A 15750-nucleotide genomic window follows, 5' to 3' on the forward strand; every position below is an offset into this window, starting at 1 on the left:
CTCACCCAAAATCCTCCCAACTTAGGCTGTATTTTTAAATACCAACAATTTTTATAATAAAAGTGACCAAAGTAATTCGGTCAAATTTGAAAGAAAGCGAGGTGATACATAGGGAAAAGAATTCAAAACAGACATCTAAGACAGTAGCTTCTAAAGCGAGCTAAGTTCTTCGTGATGGTCGTTACAGCAAGATATCAAAGTCTGTAGCTGGGAGTGCACTAGCACAAACTAAAAAGAGTGGAAGGTAAGCTCTAAAAAATAACCTTATATAACAAAGTAGTGACTGATTTGAATAATCGGCCTACATAAACTAAATTATTTCAGAGCCTGATTAGCTATAGGGCAATGGGATACATCATAAGGCACTCACAGATTTACCTGTGAGATGCTATGTGAAGTACCTCTATTTTCCTATGGCTATTTTTGGCAAGAGAGTCGGTACTTCATATAGTATCGGCTCTTTTTGTATCCCTTGCCCAGACTGCTATCAGCAGAAAGGTAGGGATTTTAAATGCGAATTAAAAAAACAGATCAAAATGAACGTGGTGTCTACAAGTACACCACAACAGAAAGAACAGAAAAAGGTGCATACGTTGAAAAGACAATTACACTCAAACCCGGAGAAAATGGTGTAACGGAGCTGGATATTAAAATGCTACATTCGATGGATGATAGCGAGGTTTACTACAATCTAAAGAATGCCAGACCAGAAAGAACAAAGGAAGAAAAAGCTGAGATAAAAGTATGGAAACAAAAATTTGTCGGCGACTTCAAAGAAAGACATGGATATGAACCGAACAAGTACATCATAGAAGATGCAGTTAACGATGCTTTTCCAAGAGACTATAACTTATCTCTAGATTTTGATGCTGATGGAGACATTGACCCAGATAAAAGGTTGATTGCATCTATCTCAGATAAAGAATCGGATGAAATGTTTGAATGGTCTGAGCGTATGGAAGAGGTGCTTTCCTTATTAACTGACAAGCAAAGATTAGTGATTAATCTCATGTTTGTAGAGGGATATAAGCAGTCAGAGATTGCAGATTTAATGAATATTTCATCTGCTGCAGTCAAGAAGCATTTAGATAAAGCGAAAGAGATAATCAAAAATAATTTCTAAAAAAATTTGGACGGGGTTAAAAACTCGTCCTTTTTCTTTGCCTGTGATGTGTAAGGGAGAAAGCCTTACAGAAAGGAGCAAGTCTATGAAACACAAAGTGATTATCAATGTAACAAATGATAAGGGTGATAAGACGAAAGTTTTATGTGGAGCACAGATGTGGCTGCCAAGAAGGCTAATTAAGTGGTTGTTTGGCGAGTACACACAAGTATATCTATTAGAGCCAGGTAAAACCGTTGAATCAGTCGATGTCAAAGAGATTATGAAAGGAGAATCCCTATGAAAAAAGAATTTGTAGAACTAGTAGTTAAGGATTTAGAGATGCTGACATCTCATCTTAAAGAACTATTGGTAGATGAAGAAGATGGAAAAGTAGAAAAGACAAGGGCTGAGCCTAGTAAGAAAATCAGTCTAGAAGATGTAAGAGCAGTGCTTGCAAAACTTAGTCAACATGGAAAAACAGCTGAAGTAAAAGACCTTCTTACTAAATATGGTGCAACGAAGCTATCTGATGTTGATGAAGGAAAGTATAAAGACTTATTAAAGGAAGCGGAGGGAATCGAAATTGACTAAGCAGAAGGTGAATTGCACCACAGGTGAAAGAGATGCTGGCCTGGGCCATGCAGTTTTATCTCCATCCAGTTCTCATAGGTGGCTAAACTGTACACCAAGTGCAATGCTTGAACTTGAGTTTGAAAATACTAGTTCATCGGCTGCAGAAGAAGGAACAGCTGCTCATACATTTTGCGAACATAAGCTAAAAAAGGTACTTCATATGAGAAGTAAAAGGCCAGTATCGGATTATGACTCTGATGAAATGCAAGAATGTACAGATGCCTACGTGGACTATGTGATGGAGCAATTAGAAATCGCAAAACAAGTGTGTAAGGATCCTATGATTCTTATCGAGCAGAAGGTGGATTTTTCAGAGTATGTTCCCGATGGTTTTGGAACGGCAGACTGTCTTATCGTGTCAGATGAAATACTTCATATCATTGATTTTAAATACGGATTAGGTGTTTTAGTTGAGGCATATGAAAACCCACAGATGAAGTGTTATGCCCTTGGAGCATTGGCAATATATGAAAGCCTATATGACATCAAAGAAATCAGCATGACAATTTTTCAACCTCGTAGGGAGAATATATCGACCTATACGATATCTACGAGTGAACTGAAAAAATGGGCTGAGGAAGTCTTAAAGCCAAAAGCAGAAATGGCCATTAAAGGCGAAGGTGAATACTGCTCCGGTGAGTGGTGTAAGTTCTGCAGGGCATCTGTTAGATGTAGGGCAAGAGCAGAAGATAAGCTAAAACTTGCCAAGGAAGAATTTAAACTGCCACCACTACTTACGGATGAGGAAATCGAAGAGATTTTATCGATTATTCCTGACTTAACCAAGTGGGCAAATGAGATTATGAACTATGCAACGGAAGCTGCAGTAAATCATGCAAAGAAGTGGACTGGATTTAAGATAGTCGAGGGCAGGTCGATTCGTAAGTATAAGGACGAAAATGCAGTAATCCAAAAGGCAAAAGAACATGGATATACCGATATCTTTAAATCTAGTCTCATTACTCTAACAGAAATGCAAAAGTTAATGGGCAAGGCAAAATTTGAGGAAGTGCTAGGTGACCTCATTATAAAACCATCTGGCAAACCAACGCTCGTACAAGAATCGGATAAGCGTAAAGCAATGAATATTTCAAATATTAATGATGAATTTATGGAGGAAAAATAAGATGACAAATAACAAGACTAAGGTGATTACAGGTAAGGATACAAGACTTTCATATTTCAATGGCTGGGAGCCTAAATCCATTAACAGAGGACCAGAAAAGTACAGTGTATCAGTTTTAATTCCAAAGGATGATATCAAGACGATTAAAGCGATTGAAGAAGCAATCGATGTAGCAATTGAAGAAGGCATCGGAAAGTTTGGTGGCAAGAAACCAAACAAGGCAGCTATTAAACTTCCTCTTCGTGATGGAGATATCGAACGAGATGATGAGGCGTATAAAGGTCATTATTTTATCAATGCCAATAGTACCTCAGCACCACAAATCGTAGATAAGAAAGTAGTGCCAATTCTAGACCGTAGTGAAGTCTATTCCGGTTGCTATGCAAGAGTATCACTTAACTTTTATGCTTTTAATTCTAATGGAAATAAGGGTGTAGCTTGTGGACTTGGAAATATACAAAAAATTCGTGATGGTGAGCCACTAGGTGGAAAAGTAAATGCAGCAGATGAGTTCACAAGTCTTGAAGATGATGATTTCTTGGCATAGGAGGTAAATTATGACACAGATGCAAAATTTTATGTTATCGGTTTGTTTTGGGGCTGTTATGGGAACACTCATTGCCTCATGCTGGATTACGATTAAAGATTACTTTGATAAACGAAAAAAGAAAAAGCTGGAGGGTAAAAAATGAATTTAATTGATATATTTCTATCTATCTTTATTGGTACACTGATATTTGATTTTGTGGCTAAAACGGTAGTGAGTCTATATATGGATATCAAAGAACAACTGCACAGAAAGTAATGAAAAGGGTGGTGGATTCGTCTACCACCCATATTTCTTAATGTAGGGACGTGTCCCTGTTGAGCTTGCAAAGCGTACGAAACAATAATCCACCCGATATGCGGGTGCGTGACAGATGTTATACAAAAAAATCACCATTCCGTAGTATAATTGAATTGTTCAAGCTCAATAATACGAATAGGAAGGTGATTTTATGGCTAATAAAGCGAACAGCTTATCTCACACAAAATGGATGTGCAAATATCATATAGTATTTACACCAAAATACAGGTGAAAAATAATATATAATCAATATAAACAAAGTATAGGCCAAATTCTGAGACAATTATGTTCGTATAAAGATGTAGAAATACTAGAAGGCCATCTTATGCCAGACCATGTACATATGCTAGTAAGTATACCACCTAGAATTAGTGTATCACAATTTATGGGTTATCTCAAAGGAAAAAGTGCACTAATGATATTTGACAAACACGCAAACTTAAAATATAAATTTGGAAATAGGTATTTTTGGTTTGAAGGATACTATGTAAGTGCAGTTGGATTGAATTTATTCGTGGTTTGGAATATACTATTGTTAATGAGTGTAACTGTAAAGTTATTTACGGAGAGATTATGATGGAATATTTATCAATAAAGCAAACATCAGAAAAAAGGGGTATTACGGTTAGAAGAATACAGGTTCTTTGCACAGAGGGACGTATACCTGGTGCCACAAAGATTGGATCATATTGGGCTATTCCTGCAGACGCTGAAAAACCAAACGATAAAAGAATTAAGAGTGGTAAATATATAAAGAAAGGTGATATTAATGGATAGAAGTGCTTTCATTAAGACTCTGAAATAAGTATTGTAATATGATAGAAAATATAAATTAATTGAATCAAGAGACCAACTGTTGAGGTTGTTAGGTAGAGCAAGAGTTAATTTTGTTCCGCAATATGAATTTGCAAATCATGGTCGCTCCCATCAACATTGGGAGATTGTGGAATTACGAGTTCCAGTTTCTTTGTTAGAAGTCGCAGAAGAAAATGAGAAAATTTTAGTAAAGTTAGTAGAGTATGTATATGAGGAATCTGATGATTATGCTTTACACCACGTTGAAATACGTCCACAGGTAATTAATACACCAGATGAAGTAACAGAGCATAATGTAGTTTTTGATGCAATTCAAGAGGAAGTTATTCAGGGTATTAGAGATGCAAAATTTATAATATGGGCAGCTGTTGCATAGTTTTCCAATGAAGCTATTTATCAAGAGTTATTAGCTAAAAAGAAGCAAGGATTAAATATAAGAATAATACTCTCGCAGGAAGACTCGAATACAAATATGATTTCAAAACTGGAAGAGAATAATTTCGATGTTGTGGTCATTCCGAGATTTGGAAGTAGAGGATATAACCGTATGCATGAAAAGTTTTGTATAATAGATATGGACTATGTAATGCATGGATCATATAATTGGACATTAACAGCTAATTATAATGAAGAAACCTTAGCAACTGCACTTGATCATGAACTTGTCGCAAAGTTTGCTAAAGAATTTATGGAATTATATAAGGGGATTTATTTTTAAACGAAAACAAATTGAAAGTTGTGAGGTAAAGCATTATGTGTAAATATATTTTGAATGCTCCAATATGGAATGCATTGACAGCAATAGGTACCTTAGCTGCGGTAATTTTATCATTATATCTTGCAAATAGGGATAAAAAGATAATAAGAAAGCTCCATATTGCCCAGCAATTTACATAGTTTTACTCTGAAGGAGAAATATACTTGTTCGTAACAATTGAAAATGTGGGTAATGTACCTATAATTTTAAGTTCTTGTGGACGAAAGATTAATGAAAATAATGCTATTGTTGATTATACAATCAACCAAAAAATTCAAGATAATACGAGAAAATATTAATTCTTAGCATATATTTATAAAAGATATGTTTATTACTAAAGGAGTTTATTTCAAATGCAAAAAACGATAAGAGTAATGGGAAAAGGTAAGATATCTGTTAAACCAGATATGATTAGACTTGATATTACTGCTAATGAAGTGTGTAAAGAATATGATGAAGTAATTGAAGAGTCTACATTGTGTATTAAAAAAATCAAAGAGACAGTTGAAAGAGCGGGTCTTAATGGTAGAGAACTAAAGACAGTAAAATTTGATGTAGATTCAAAGTATGAGAGTTATTGTGATAAAAATGGCAACTATAAAAGTAGACTTGTTGGGTTTCAATATACTCAAAAGTTTTATATTCAGTTTCCTAATGATAATTTACAACTTGGCAAAATATTATATGAACTTTCACATTGTGATATTAATGTTGAGTTTTCTATAAAACATACTGTTGAAGATATTACAGCAGTTAAAAATGAGTTACTTACAAACGCAGTTCAAGATTCTAAAGTTAAGGCGGAAATTTTATCTAAATCTTCTGGAGTATTACTGGGGGATATAGTAAATATAGACTATTCTTGGGGTGAGATAGAAATTTACTCAGAACCTATTAAAAATTATTATCTATATGAAAGTACAATAAATGAACCATACAAAATAGATATTGAAGCTGATGATATTGATGTACAAGATACTGTTACTATTGTGTGGGAGATAAAATAAATATATAAATTATTAAATACTTCATTATAAGAAAAATATCCCTTGGTTGATTGTATAATCAAGTTGAACAATTAAATAAAAAATCCATAGCTATACTTCTGTGGTAGAATGTAGGTGTCAAATCAACAATCAACCAAATGAGTCATCACTGTGGATCATAAATATCTCCGCTTGTAAAATACAAAAATTTCAAAAAGTATCACAATGAACTTGAGTATAAGTTTATTGGTATGAAAACTACAGACGGAGTTGAAATCAAAAGTATATCATATCATTTTACAGGCAGAGCGATAGGTACTCATGATTGGGCAAATCCGAATAACTCAAAAGAAATTATGAAGAGGTTGAATCATAAACACGTACCTAGTGAAGTACTATTGAAATGCGTTGAAGAAGGTAAATTGTTTAAGAAGACCAACGAAAGCTGTGTGTTTTATACAGTAGGAACATATCTCACAAGTGAAGATTGTATGTATTATGATTCTGATGGTCAAAACTGGTACACTGAAAAAGGAAAATATGTACAGTCGTTATACGACAAGATATTAGACTGGAAGTACAGTCAAGAGGAGGCATAGTGGATAATCTAAAGATAGTGTATAAGATACTGGTTGGAATTGAAGCGTCTATGGACAGTAACCGATTTGATGGTACATTTCTAGAGGCATTAAAAATATCAGAAGAAAGAAGAAATAAAATACTCCAATCAATGATTGATGATGGATTAATTGATGGGTTTACAAGAGTCAATTATGCGGGCGGCTATGGCTTTAAAGCTTTAGAGCATAGGCTGACAATTAAGGGCATGGAGTTTCTACAAGAAAATTCGGCAATGCAAAAAATAAAGAATGGTTTAAAAGATATTAAAGACGTAACACCATTTATATAATTTGTTTGACACCTCTTTTAAGGGGTGGTATAATACAAGTATATAAATGAAGAGTGTTCGATATACAATATATCAAGGACAAAAAAGGGAAGAGTTGCCGCTCTTCCCTTTAAACGTTATTTCTTTTTATTGTCTAGGAATTGTATTGTATAATGCAATATAAGACCAGCGACTATAGGGCAAATAACATTTCCCATTATGAAAAGTGTCCAGTTAAGCAATATATCACCTCCTTTAGAGGGATAGGACATACTTATTATATCATTAAACCAAGCAATCCGAAAAGGATTGCTTTTTTGTAGAAATGAAAACCCCCAGTTAGACTGGTGGTTCCGTTTAGCTTTAGCGATGAGAAACTATTAAAAAAATCCTCCTTTGTATATAATTAATCTGTGGTCTGGCAACTACAAATTAATATTAAAAGGCACAAAGGAGGATTTAACATGTTAAAAGACATTCATAGTTTATCACACATAAGGTGGAATTCCAAATATCATGTGGTGTTTGCACCAAAATATAGAAGAAAAGTATTTTATGGGGAAAAAAGATAGGAGATAGGAGGCATACTCAGGGAGTTATGTAATTGGAAAGGTTAAATATAATACAAGCAGAGGTGTGTATAGATCATGTAGATATGTTGATAGAAATACCGTCTAAAATGAGTGTATCAAGCTTTATGGGATTTCTAAAGGCTAAAAGCAGTATAATAATTTATGAAAAATGGGGCAACTTAAAATACAAATATAGAGGTCGTCAGCTCTGGTGTTGGGGTTACTATGTAGATACAGCAGGCAAGAATGACAAGATAATAAAGGAATATATAGCAAAACAATTAAAAGAAGACGAATTAGGAGAACAACTAACATTTGATGTCAGTGACCCTTTTAAAGGGTAGCAGTTAAAATTTGCAAAAGTCAGACTACAAAAAATACCTTTTGAGGTATTGCTAGTAAATAAGGCCTTAACGGCCGAAAATGAAGAACCAGCAGCTAGGCTGGTGGATTTCTTTTTGTCCTATAGACCTCTAATTAGACATATAAACTGATGACAATAAAACTCCTATATGGCAGCATTCAAAATAAAAATATGGTGTAATAGCTTGCCACGTAAAATACTAAATTATCGTACACCGGATGAAGTCTTCGAAGATGAGCTTGACCTTATATATAGACAGAGAGCTTCGTGATATGGATTTTTAGTTATCAATGTTCAACTTATTATTGCAATTTACGTACAAAGTATTTTAACAGATTTTATGACATTCTTGCTTAGTATAGGAACGACCATGCTATACCCATCATTAAGCACGATAGTCATCTTTACAAATATTCTTTAATGATTGAAATTTAAAGAATAAATATAGGTGAAACAGCATTGATTTTCGTGCTTAAAAAATATATAATTTAAGTACGAAAAGGCGGTAATAGATATGACTCAGATATGTTCGGGCTAATTATTATGATATCGGGAAAACTTTAATAAAAAATCCATATGGGTGAGATGTGGCGCTTTATGATAAGGAGAGAACGCATTTAGATCTTATTAAAGACAAAAATCGAGTGGATACTTTCATTTTTAGCGAGGCAATAAAGCTATACTTTTCAACCGATGACAAATCATATAAAGTTTACCGAACGTTTGAAATACTATGAAGCATTTGTTGAAGAACTTGTAAGACATAATATATCAGCAATGGCAGATATGTTTGCAAGATATTTAAATCAGAGACTGAATTTATATTTGTCTATTTTGGATAATTAAGAATAATACAGAAGCAGTAAAAGGAGAAGAGCTATGAAGTTTAAGATGATTCACGAGAATTTAAATGTATCTAATTTGGATCAGTCCATTCGATTCTATAATGAAGCACTTGATTTACACGAGGTGAGACGAATGACCGGCGATGGGTTTATCATTGTGTACTTAAAGAGTGATGCCGGCGATTTTGAGTTGGAACTTACCTGGCTGAGAGACCATCCTCAGGCCTACGATTTAGGAGAGTGTGAATTCCACTTGGCATTTCAAGCGGAAAATTTTGAGGAAGCGCACAAAAGGCATAAGGAGATGGAATGCATTTGCTTTGAAAATGAAGCTATGGGCATCTATTTCATTCAAGACCCGGATGGCTACTGGCTTGAAATTTTACCATAAATTTTCCGATTTGTGGGGACAGGCTGTTTTTCAGAGAGAAAACCGTCGCATGGCTTACGACTATACAATTAGAACGGATGTTAGAAATAAGCGGCTTGGAACGTCATTCGTGATAATGAATTTTTATGATAAAGAATTAGAAGAAGTTTTGCACTGAAGTTAAATATTTCGGAAGATCCGGTATGTGGTTCAGGGCATTACCACATAGTTCAGTATAGGGCAGAACAACAGGGTAAAAGCGAATTAATAGCATATCAGGCATATAATCGTGGTGGAATACTATATTGAAAAGTGATATTAGACAGAGTTACGCTTGCTGGCAAAGCTTGTTTGTACTCAGTATCTGAAATAAATATATATATTAAAACTCTAGGTTTGTAGAACTAAGTAAAATGGAAATAGACGAATGAAATGGAGTGAGAAATCACTCTATTCATTTGGCTTCAAGTATTTATACGCATCTCCGGATTAAACAAAATTACAAAACACGAAATAAAAAATTCATCTTAATAAAAAGGTTATTATTGTGATGAAGCACTTATTCCTAAACATGATAATGATGGTATTTTATACATTGGAGTAGTGAATTCTTTCTTAATAAGGCAATCATAAATTTATAAAATATTTTGTATCATTCGATTGACATGAGAGTGAAAAACCTAATTTTTCTTAAAACCGAACCTTATGCAAATGTACTCACCCTACATACGAACGTAATTACTTGACATTCTTGGTGTTCACTTGTTTCTTGTGGAGAGTGTGGCACTGCTTGTAAGAGCTGATATATAAATAAAGTAGAAATTGAGTATATTTATATTTCCAGCACCAAATGGAGACGACAACAACTGATTCATCTAAAAAAAGCTAATTAATTGTTTAATAGTGTTATTGATGTATATATTGGAATTATAAAATGGGATTTATTTTTAAACAAAGACAAATTTGAATTTGTATAGTACCTTAGAGTAATGTATGAGCATTGTGTATTGTCTGATGCTCTAAAATTATTCTAAAACATTATATTATAGGAAGTGAGAGAATATGGATAAAAAAGTAGTAATTATTGGAGCAGGTGTTTCGGGCTTGAGTGCTGGAATATATGCATTGCAGGCTGGATATTCAGTAGAAATATACGAAAAAAACAAAATGCCCGGTGGTGAGTGTGCAGGGTGGAATAGGCAAGGATATCATATAGATAATTGCATTCATTTTCTCGTTGGATGCAATAAGGATGAACAATTATATAAAATGTGGGAAAATCTAGGAGTTCTTTCTGATAGTTTGGAGATTTATCGTGAGCCATATTTTTATTGTATGGAAATGGACGGGGTAACACTACATTTGTGGAGAAATTTAGAGAAAGCAAGAAAAGTGTTTTTAGAACTTGCTCCAGAAGATACCAAAGAATTAAATTTGTTTTTTGACTGTGCTAAAAGCTTAGAGTGTATAAAGCCGCCATGTGATATTTCAATTGCTCATATGAACCTAATACAATTTATTAAACTAGGAATGAGCATGAAAGATGCTAATAAGGCTATAAAGGAATATGGAAAACAGTCTATGGAAGACTTTACAAATCGTTTTACAAATTATTACATTAGAGCAATTTTTAAAAATTACTTTAATAGCAACTTCATTGCCCTCTCCTTTGTTGCATCGTATGCTTTTTATACAAGTAATACAGCAGCTATTCCAGAGGGAGGTTCTGTTGGCTTGGTTAGTAGAATGCTTGCAAAATTTGAATCCTTGGGTGGAAAACTACATTTAGGCGTTAATATTGAAAAAATAAATATTGCAGATAAGCAGGTTGTTAGTATTATTGGTAATAATGGAAAGGTTATCAACTCAGATAACTATATTTGGTGTGCAGACCCACATTCTCTTTTCTATGACTTAATTGATGAAGGATATTTGGATAAAAATCTTAGGTACATGTATGAGAATCCGGAGGGTTATGTTTCTAATACAGGTTATCAGGTTGCATTTGGAATAGTTACTGAAGCGGATTTGAAATTACCTGAAGGAAGCATTATTTTTCCTTGTGACGAATATGATGTTGCAGGAGAAACACACAATTTTTGTGGAATGCGTGTTTATGATTATGATGAAACACTATTTCCTATGGGAAAGAGAGTTATTCAGTGTAATGTTTTACAAAATGCTGAAAATTATGCGTACTGGTTTGGGCTAAAAGATAATAAGGAGAAATATAATCAAGAAAAACAGCGAATTGCAGAAGAATTGAGATTAAGGGTTGAAAAAAAGTTCCCTCAGCTTGAGGGTAAACTCATCGTGCTTGGAACGTATTCTCCAGTTACATTCACAACTTGGTGTAATGCCTACAAAGGGGGATATATGAGCTTTAATCCACAGAAAGGTTATAAAAGTAAGTATGTTAAGAGCATTATCAAAGGGATAAACAATTTATACCTTGCAAGTCAATGGATTCAAACTGGTGGAGGGCTTCCTATAGCTGCAGCAAGTGGAAAGTTTGCCATAGATAATATGAAATCTCATAGAAAAATTCCAGTTTGTCGAGGTAATATCTTTTAACGATAACCTTATGTTATCGTTAAAAGGTCCATGGATATATTTCCATATACGAAAAGGTCAAGAGGACGTACTTAGCATTCACTCGTTTCATGTAGAAGCAGTGTACGTTCCAACGCAAGACATCAAAAAAACGAGTAAGGAGAAGTTTGATTGGGAGGAGGCGACTGATGAAGTCTTAACACTACTCACAAGGGTTGACCCACTAAGTAAATAAAGTGAAGAAGACAAACCTTTATTCGAAAGTTATATTAAAAGCTAACGGCAGATTTGAGTAAGACGCATTTTTATGGGAAATATGGTTAAGTTTGTACATATTATTAGTAGAGTGACACTAGCGAATTAATAATAGAAAATATTTACACACCACTGACATATCAATTACGTTTAGAAAGTAAGATTTTACATAGTTTGGAGGAGAGAAAAAAATGGTATACGAGAATAAATTTACATTTTGCTTTAAAACGAAGGTGGAGATTGAAGTGATAATATAAATAGTGTTGGTGCAATCTAGGACTTGAGTTCTGTTTATATTGTGACTTATTAGTTACACAAAATATTGTTTTAATAAAAAGCTATTAGTAAATAACAAAAAAACGAATAATATAATGAATTTTAGGAGGTAAAATGTCATATATAAATAACTATATAGATATAACTAATGCAAAATCGATAAAATATATATACGGAAGGATTGATCCAGATGACCATGAAGTCTATGGATTTAAGGAAGTTTTGGATGATTTTACTAATGCGAGATACGTAAGAATAGCCACCTTTAATATAACAGAGCCCAAAAAGTATGATTATTTATTAGATACAATATATAAATTGGATGAAAATAAAGATATAAAGTTAATAGTAAATTTACCAGATAAATCTATAGAAAAAATAGAAAAATATTTAAAATTATTGGATCCTTTAAATTTTAAAGGAAGACCTCAAATATCAATAAATATTCATAATCATTCGAAAATTATTGGCACTGAGAATTTAGTATATATTGGTTCTCAGAATTTCTCTTATGGAAGTAGAAACAATTATGAAGCAGGTGTAGTTATAAAAGATAAAGAAGTAGTAGAAAAAATTTTTAAATCATTTGATGAAATTTTTAATAATGGTAGATATTACGGGTCAGATCAAGTAAAAAAAATAATATCGATACTATATAAAGTTGAAAAATTAGAAAAGATTTTACAAGCATATAAAGAAAGTTTAAAATTTGATGAAGAGGAAATAAGCTATTTGGATTCATACGATTTAGAATCTTACTATGAATATATAAATGAATCTTATTATGAACTAGATAAAGGATATAGTGACCTGTGCAAAGAAATAGAAACTACTAATCAAGAAAGTATAAATTTATGCCTTGAAAAATTAAGGGACATATCATACTGTATAGAATCATTGAAATTAGAAGAGTATTCATATGATATGGCGACTTTGATAGAAAAGAATAAAGATGATTGTGGTGTTCCAATACAATTTGCAGAACAAATGGAACAAGAAAGTGGATATAATGGAGCGCTTGATGAGATTCGCGAAAATTATTTAGATATATTAGACATAGGTAAAATTAATGAGAAACAAGAAGAAGCTGATAAAGTTGGAGTAGCTTTAATAGATATTATTTCAAAGTTGGAAAATGCAGCAAGTAATATCGATGAAAAAGGGAAAAAAGAAATTCAAGTAAAAGCACAGGAAATTAAAGATGATAATAAAAAATAGATATATGAGAGTCTATAAAACTAAATGCAATAAGGTAACAATGACATATTTTATTGGTCATTGCAGTACGAACCGTATGTTGAAGTTTTGAAACCAGAAGGTTTAAGAAGTCGGTTCAAATATAATCCACTATTATACGTTGAAAGGAAGAGTAAACAATGGCAAAGGAAAATGCTGTTCTTGATAAAAAGGAACAAATGAACGAAGATTTGATAGAATTCTTTGATTTTGATGAGTTGGAGGAAAAACTCCAAAGTCAATTGGAAGAAGAATTCTCGAATTTGGAATTTCTTAAAGAGGAAAAAGAAAAAATAGGAAACCCAGATGCCTTGGGAAAGGCAATACTTGATGAGGTCTGGAAACAGTTCGGAAATCAGATTGGTTTAGATATGACCAATGAAACTTTAAACCAAAAGTATGATAGGGAGCATCAAGACGAAACTTATAAAAATGTTGGTAAAAAGGTCATGCAAGACCCGAAATACAAAGAGGCCAATAAGGCTATGAAAGAGCAACAGCAATCTGGCAACTTAAAAGATGAATATACAGGCAAGAATATAAATAAAAATGATGATGCAAATTTAGACCATGTGATTCCCAGAAAAGAGTTGTATGAAAATAAACGTAGAAAACAAGCCGGAATAAATACAGAAGACCTTGCTAATAAAGATGAAAATCTCAAACCTACAAACGAATCCTTAAATAAAAGCAAAGGCGCGAAGAGTGTTGACGAGTATATCAGTGGTAGAGAGCAAAGAGAAAAAGACCTCAGAGAACAAAACGAACGTGTCAACAAAAAAATTGATGAATCTAATATGTCTGATGTTGAAAAACGGAAGGCAAAGGAAAAGAATAACAAGCGTTTACAGGATAAACTTGATACTGATGATGAGTTGATGAAAAAAGCCTATAAAAAATCAAGTAAGTCTATAAATAAGGAAATAGCGGAAGGAGTGGCTGAAGAAACAGCAAAGAAAGCTGGAAAAGATGCCTTAAAGGAAATGGCGGTAGCAGCATTGATTTCGTTGCTTAAAGAAGTGATGAACGCATTTGTAAGGTTCTTAAAAAGTCAGGCAAAATCATTTAAGAGTTTCTGGGAAGAAATGAAAAAAGCAATTAAATCGTTTTTTGAAAAGATAACTAATGTTTTGCAAACTGGGGCATCCAGTGTGGTCGGCACCATTGTGATCGAAATTTTTGGACCTATCGTAAGCACATTCAAAAAATTGGCAAGTCTTATTAAACAAGGCGTTTCATCTGTAATGGATGCTGTAAGATATCTTAACGATAAGGAAAATAAGAACAAACCTTTCAGCATTAAGGTGGCACAAGTCGGTAAAATAATCACCGCAAGTTTGGTTTCTGGTGGTGCAATTTTCCTTGGAGAATTATTTGAGAAACTTCTGCAATCAATTCCTGAAATGCTGATAGAGTTACCATTGTTAGGTACTTTGGCACATGTAATAGGTATGTTTCTGGCAAGTTTGGTGAGCGGACTTGTGGGTGCGATTACCATCAACCTCATTGATATGTTTATTGCTAAAAAGCAAAAATCAGATGCACAGGCGGCTACAATAGAAAAAGGAAATCAGATTATTGCTAAACAGCATCAACTTAAAATTGTAAATGAAGTCTTGCTCGATAGAGATAAAGAAAAGGCTTGGTCTAATATTTCGGGAAGACATCAAGAAGCGGCCTCTATTATGAAGGATGCATATGGAAACATTATGGAGGATTTTGTAGAAGATTTTTCTGAAAATGAATATTCAACAATAATATATGCAGAAGATATAATGACCAACAAGGAAATGGAAAAGGTAAGCAATGATTTAGACGATTTACTTGAAGGGATGAAGTAAGGAAGAAAAATCTCAGAACAGCAATGTTGTTGAAGATATGTATCAAGCGAAGAGTGAAAGAGTGCAGGCTGTTTATGAAAGCCATTCTGAAACCTGCTCTATCATGAAAGATGCATACAGTAACATTATGGAAGATTTTGTAGAAGACTTTTCAAGCAAAAAAGATGCAAATACAAAGGACGAAAATAAAGAGGTTATTATCGATAACGAATCTGTTTCGATTATGAAGGAGATTAATTCGATTTCTGATGAATTGGATGACCTGTTAAAGTAGGGGTG

18 protein-coding genes and 3 pseudogenes are annotated in these 15750 nt (G+C 33.4%); all 21 read left to right on the forward strand.

What is annotated here, in order from left to right; translation table 11 throughout:
• Positions 1-652 precede the first annotated feature (652 nt).
• The 21 genes and pseudogenes from HMPREF0634_RS06260 (at position 653) to HMPREF0634_RS06355 (ending at position 15745) form a co-directional block, all read left to right on the forward strand.
• Positions 653-1123 (forward strand): RNA polymerase sigma factor, encoded by a 471-nt coding sequence (locus tag HMPREF0634_RS06260; RefSeq protein WP_243440517.1) that lies wholly within the window; start codon positions 653-655, stop codon positions 1121-1123.
• A gap of 85 nt (positions 1124-1208) precedes the next feature.
• Complete coding sequence (locus HMPREF0634_RS06265) at positions 1209-1406, forward strand: hypothetical protein (RefSeq protein ID WP_040565835.1); 198 nt, start codon at positions 1209-1211, stop codon at positions 1404-1406.
• Positions 1403-1696, forward strand: coding sequence for a hypothetical protein (locus HMPREF0634_RS06270; RefSeq protein WP_007790069.1), 294 nt, complete (start codon positions 1403-1405; stop codon positions 1694-1696). The genes HMPREF0634_RS06265 and HMPREF0634_RS06270 overlap by 4 nt, the downstream gene beginning before the upstream one ends.
• Positions 1689-2864 carry a DUF2800 domain-containing protein gene (locus tag HMPREF0634_RS06275; RefSeq protein WP_007790154.1) on the forward strand — a complete coding sequence of 392 codons (1176 nt, stop codon included), beginning with the start codon at positions 1689-1691 and terminating at the stop codon, positions 2862-2864. The genes HMPREF0634_RS06270 and HMPREF0634_RS06275 overlap by 8 nt, the downstream gene beginning before the upstream one ends.
• Position 2865: 1 nt before the next feature.
• Positions 2866-3411, forward strand: coding sequence for a DUF2815 family protein (locus HMPREF0634_RS06280; RefSeq protein WP_007790108.1), 546 nt, complete (start codon positions 2866-2868; stop codon positions 3409-3411).
• A gap of 10 nt (positions 3412-3421) precedes the next feature.
• Positions 3422-3556, forward strand: a complete 135-nt coding sequence (locus tag HMPREF0634_RS10060; RefSeq protein WP_276324350.1) for a hypothetical protein — start codon at positions 3422-3424, stop codon at positions 3554-3556.
• Positions 3557-3862: 306 nt separating this feature from the next.
• Positions 3863-4219, forward strand: a pseudogene (gene tnpA / locus HMPREF0634_RS06285) (IS200/IS605 family transposase); the annotation flags it as partial.
• A 65-nt stretch (positions 4220-4284) separates the two neighbouring features.
• Positions 4285-4488, forward strand: coding sequence for a MerR family transcriptional regulator (locus HMPREF0634_RS06290; RefSeq protein WP_007790180.1), 204 nt, complete (start codon positions 4285-4287; stop codon positions 4486-4488).
• A 79-nt stretch (positions 4489-4567) separates the two neighbouring features.
• Positions 4568-4903, forward strand: a complete 336-nt coding sequence (locus tag HMPREF0634_RS09860; protein WP_040565837.1) for a phospholipase D-like domain-containing protein — start codon at positions 4568-4570, stop codon at positions 4901-4903.
• 12 nt (positions 4904-4915) lie between these two features.
• A pseudogene (locus tag HMPREF0634_RS09865) lies at positions 4916-5245 on the forward strand (phospholipase D-like domain-containing protein); the annotation flags it as partial.
• 35 nt (positions 5246-5280) lie between these two features.
• Entirely contained in the window at positions 5281-5424 is a 144-nt protein-coding gene (locus tag HMPREF0634_RS09805; RefSeq protein ID WP_165480194.1) for a hypothetical protein, read from the forward strand.
• Positions 5425-5637: 213 nt separating this feature from the next.
• Positions 5638-6291 carry an SIMPL domain-containing protein gene (locus HMPREF0634_RS06310; RefSeq protein ID WP_007790067.1) on the forward strand — a complete coding sequence of 218 codons (654 nt, stop codon included), beginning with the start codon at positions 5638-5640 and terminating at the stop codon, positions 6289-6291.
• Between the two features lie 335 nt (positions 6292-6626).
• On the forward strand, positions 6627-6869 hold the full coding sequence (locus tag HMPREF0634_RS09990; protein ID WP_040565856.1) for a hypothetical protein: 243 nt from the start codon (positions 6627-6629) through the stop codon (positions 6867-6869).
• Positions 6869-7180 (forward strand): YjcQ family protein, encoded by a 312-nt coding sequence (locus HMPREF0634_RS06325; protein ID WP_007790114.1) that lies wholly within the window; start codon positions 6869-6871, stop codon positions 7178-7180. Before HMPREF0634_RS09990 ends, HMPREF0634_RS06325 begins: the two co-directional genes overlap by 1 nt.
• 443 nt (positions 7181-7623) lie before the next feature.
• Positions 7624-8075: pseudogene (gene tnpA, locus HMPREF0634_RS06330) on the forward strand (IS200/IS605 family transposase).
• Positions 8076-8974: 899 nt separating this feature from the next.
• Complete coding sequence (locus HMPREF0634_RS06335) at positions 8975-9331, forward strand: VOC family protein (RefSeq protein WP_007790041.1); 357 nt, start codon at positions 8975-8977, stop codon at positions 9329-9331.
• Between the two features lie 153 nt (positions 9332-9484).
• Positions 9485-9619: a PhzF family phenazine biosynthesis protein gene (locus HMPREF0634_RS10160; RefSeq protein WP_276324353.1), complete on the forward strand. Its 135-nt coding sequence runs from the start codon at positions 9485-9487 to the stop codon at positions 9617-9619.
• Between the two features lie 753 nt (positions 9620-10372).
• Positions 10373-11884 carry a phytoene desaturase family protein gene (locus tag HMPREF0634_RS06340; protein WP_007790152.1) on the forward strand — a complete coding sequence of 504 codons (1512 nt, stop codon included), beginning with the start codon at positions 10373-10375 and terminating at the stop codon, positions 11882-11884.
• 624 nt (positions 11885-12508) lie between these two features.
• Complete coding sequence (locus HMPREF0634_RS06345) at positions 12509-13612, forward strand: phospholipase D-like domain-containing protein (RefSeq protein WP_040565839.1); 1104 nt, start codon at positions 12509-12511, stop codon at positions 13610-13612.
• Between the two features lie 158 nt (positions 13613-13770).
• Entirely contained in the window at positions 13771-15471 is a 1701-nt protein-coding gene (locus HMPREF0634_RS06350; protein ID WP_007790194.1) for a hypothetical protein, read from the forward strand.
• A gap of 37 nt (positions 15472-15508) precedes the next feature.
• Positions 15509-15745: a hypothetical protein gene (locus tag HMPREF0634_RS06355; RefSeq protein ID WP_123795842.1), complete on the forward strand. Its 237-nt coding sequence runs from the start codon at positions 15509-15511 to the stop codon at positions 15743-15745.
• Positions 15746-15750 lie beyond the last annotated feature (5 nt).

This window comes from Peptostreptococcus stomatis DSM 17678 (assembly GCF_000147675.1).
Taxonomy (GTDB): domain Bacteria; phylum Bacillota; class Clostridia; order Peptostreptococcales; family Peptostreptococcaceae; genus Peptostreptococcus; species Peptostreptococcus stomatis.

Excerpts from the sequence above, each read along its gene's own strand:
- HMPREF0634_RS06260 (WP_243440517.1), top strand. The coding sequence starts at position 653 with ATGCTACATTCGATGGATGATAGCGAGGTTTACTACAATCTAAAGAAT.
- HMPREF0634_RS06265 (WP_040565835.1), top strand. The coding sequence starts at position 1,209 with ATGAAACACAAAGTGATTATCAATGTAACAAATGATAAGGGTGATAAG.
- HMPREF0634_RS06270 (WP_007790069.1), top strand. The coding sequence starts at position 1,403 with ATGAAAAAAGAATTTGTAGAACTAGTAGTTAAGGATTTAGAGATGCTG.
- HMPREF0634_RS06280 (WP_007790108.1), top strand. The coding sequence starts at position 2,866 with ATGACAAATAACAAGACTAAGGTGATTACAGGTAAGGATACAAGACTT.
- HMPREF0634_RS10060 (WP_276324350.1), top strand. The coding sequence starts at position 3,422 with ATGACACAGATGCAAAATTTTATGTTATCGGTTTGTTTTGGGGCTGTT.
- HMPREF0634_RS06290 (WP_007790180.1), top strand. The coding sequence starts at position 4,285 with ATGATGGAATATTTATCAATAAAGCAAACATCAGAAAAAAGGGGTATT.
- HMPREF0634_RS09805 (WP_165480194.1), top strand. The coding sequence starts at position 5,281 with ATGTGTAAATATATTTTGAATGCTCCAATATGGAATGCATTGACAGCA.
- HMPREF0634_RS06310 (WP_007790067.1), top strand. The coding sequence starts at position 5,638 with ATGCAAAAAACGATAAGAGTAATGGGAAAAGGTAAGATATCTGTTAAA.
- HMPREF0634_RS09990 (WP_040565856.1), top strand. The coding sequence starts at position 6,627 with ATGAAGAGGTTGAATCATAAACACGTACCTAGTGAAGTACTATTGAAA.
- HMPREF0634_RS06335 (WP_007790041.1), top strand. The coding sequence starts at position 8,975 with ATGAAGTTTAAGATGATTCACGAGAATTTAAATGTATCTAATTTGGAT.
- HMPREF0634_RS06340 (WP_007790152.1), top strand. The coding sequence starts at position 10,373 with ATGGATAAAAAAGTAGTAATTATTGGAGCAGGTGTTTCGGGCTTGAGT.
- HMPREF0634_RS06345 (WP_040565839.1), top strand. The coding sequence starts at position 12,509 with ATGTCATATATAAATAACTATATAGATATAACTAATGCAAAATCGATA.
- HMPREF0634_RS06350 (WP_007790194.1), top strand. The coding sequence starts at position 13,771 with ATGGCAAAGGAAAATGCTGTTCTTGATAAAAAGGAACAAATGAACGAA.
- HMPREF0634_RS06355 (WP_123795842.1), top strand. The coding sequence starts at position 15,509 with ATGTATCAAGCGAAGAGTGAAAGAGTGCAGGCTGTTTATGAAAGCCAT.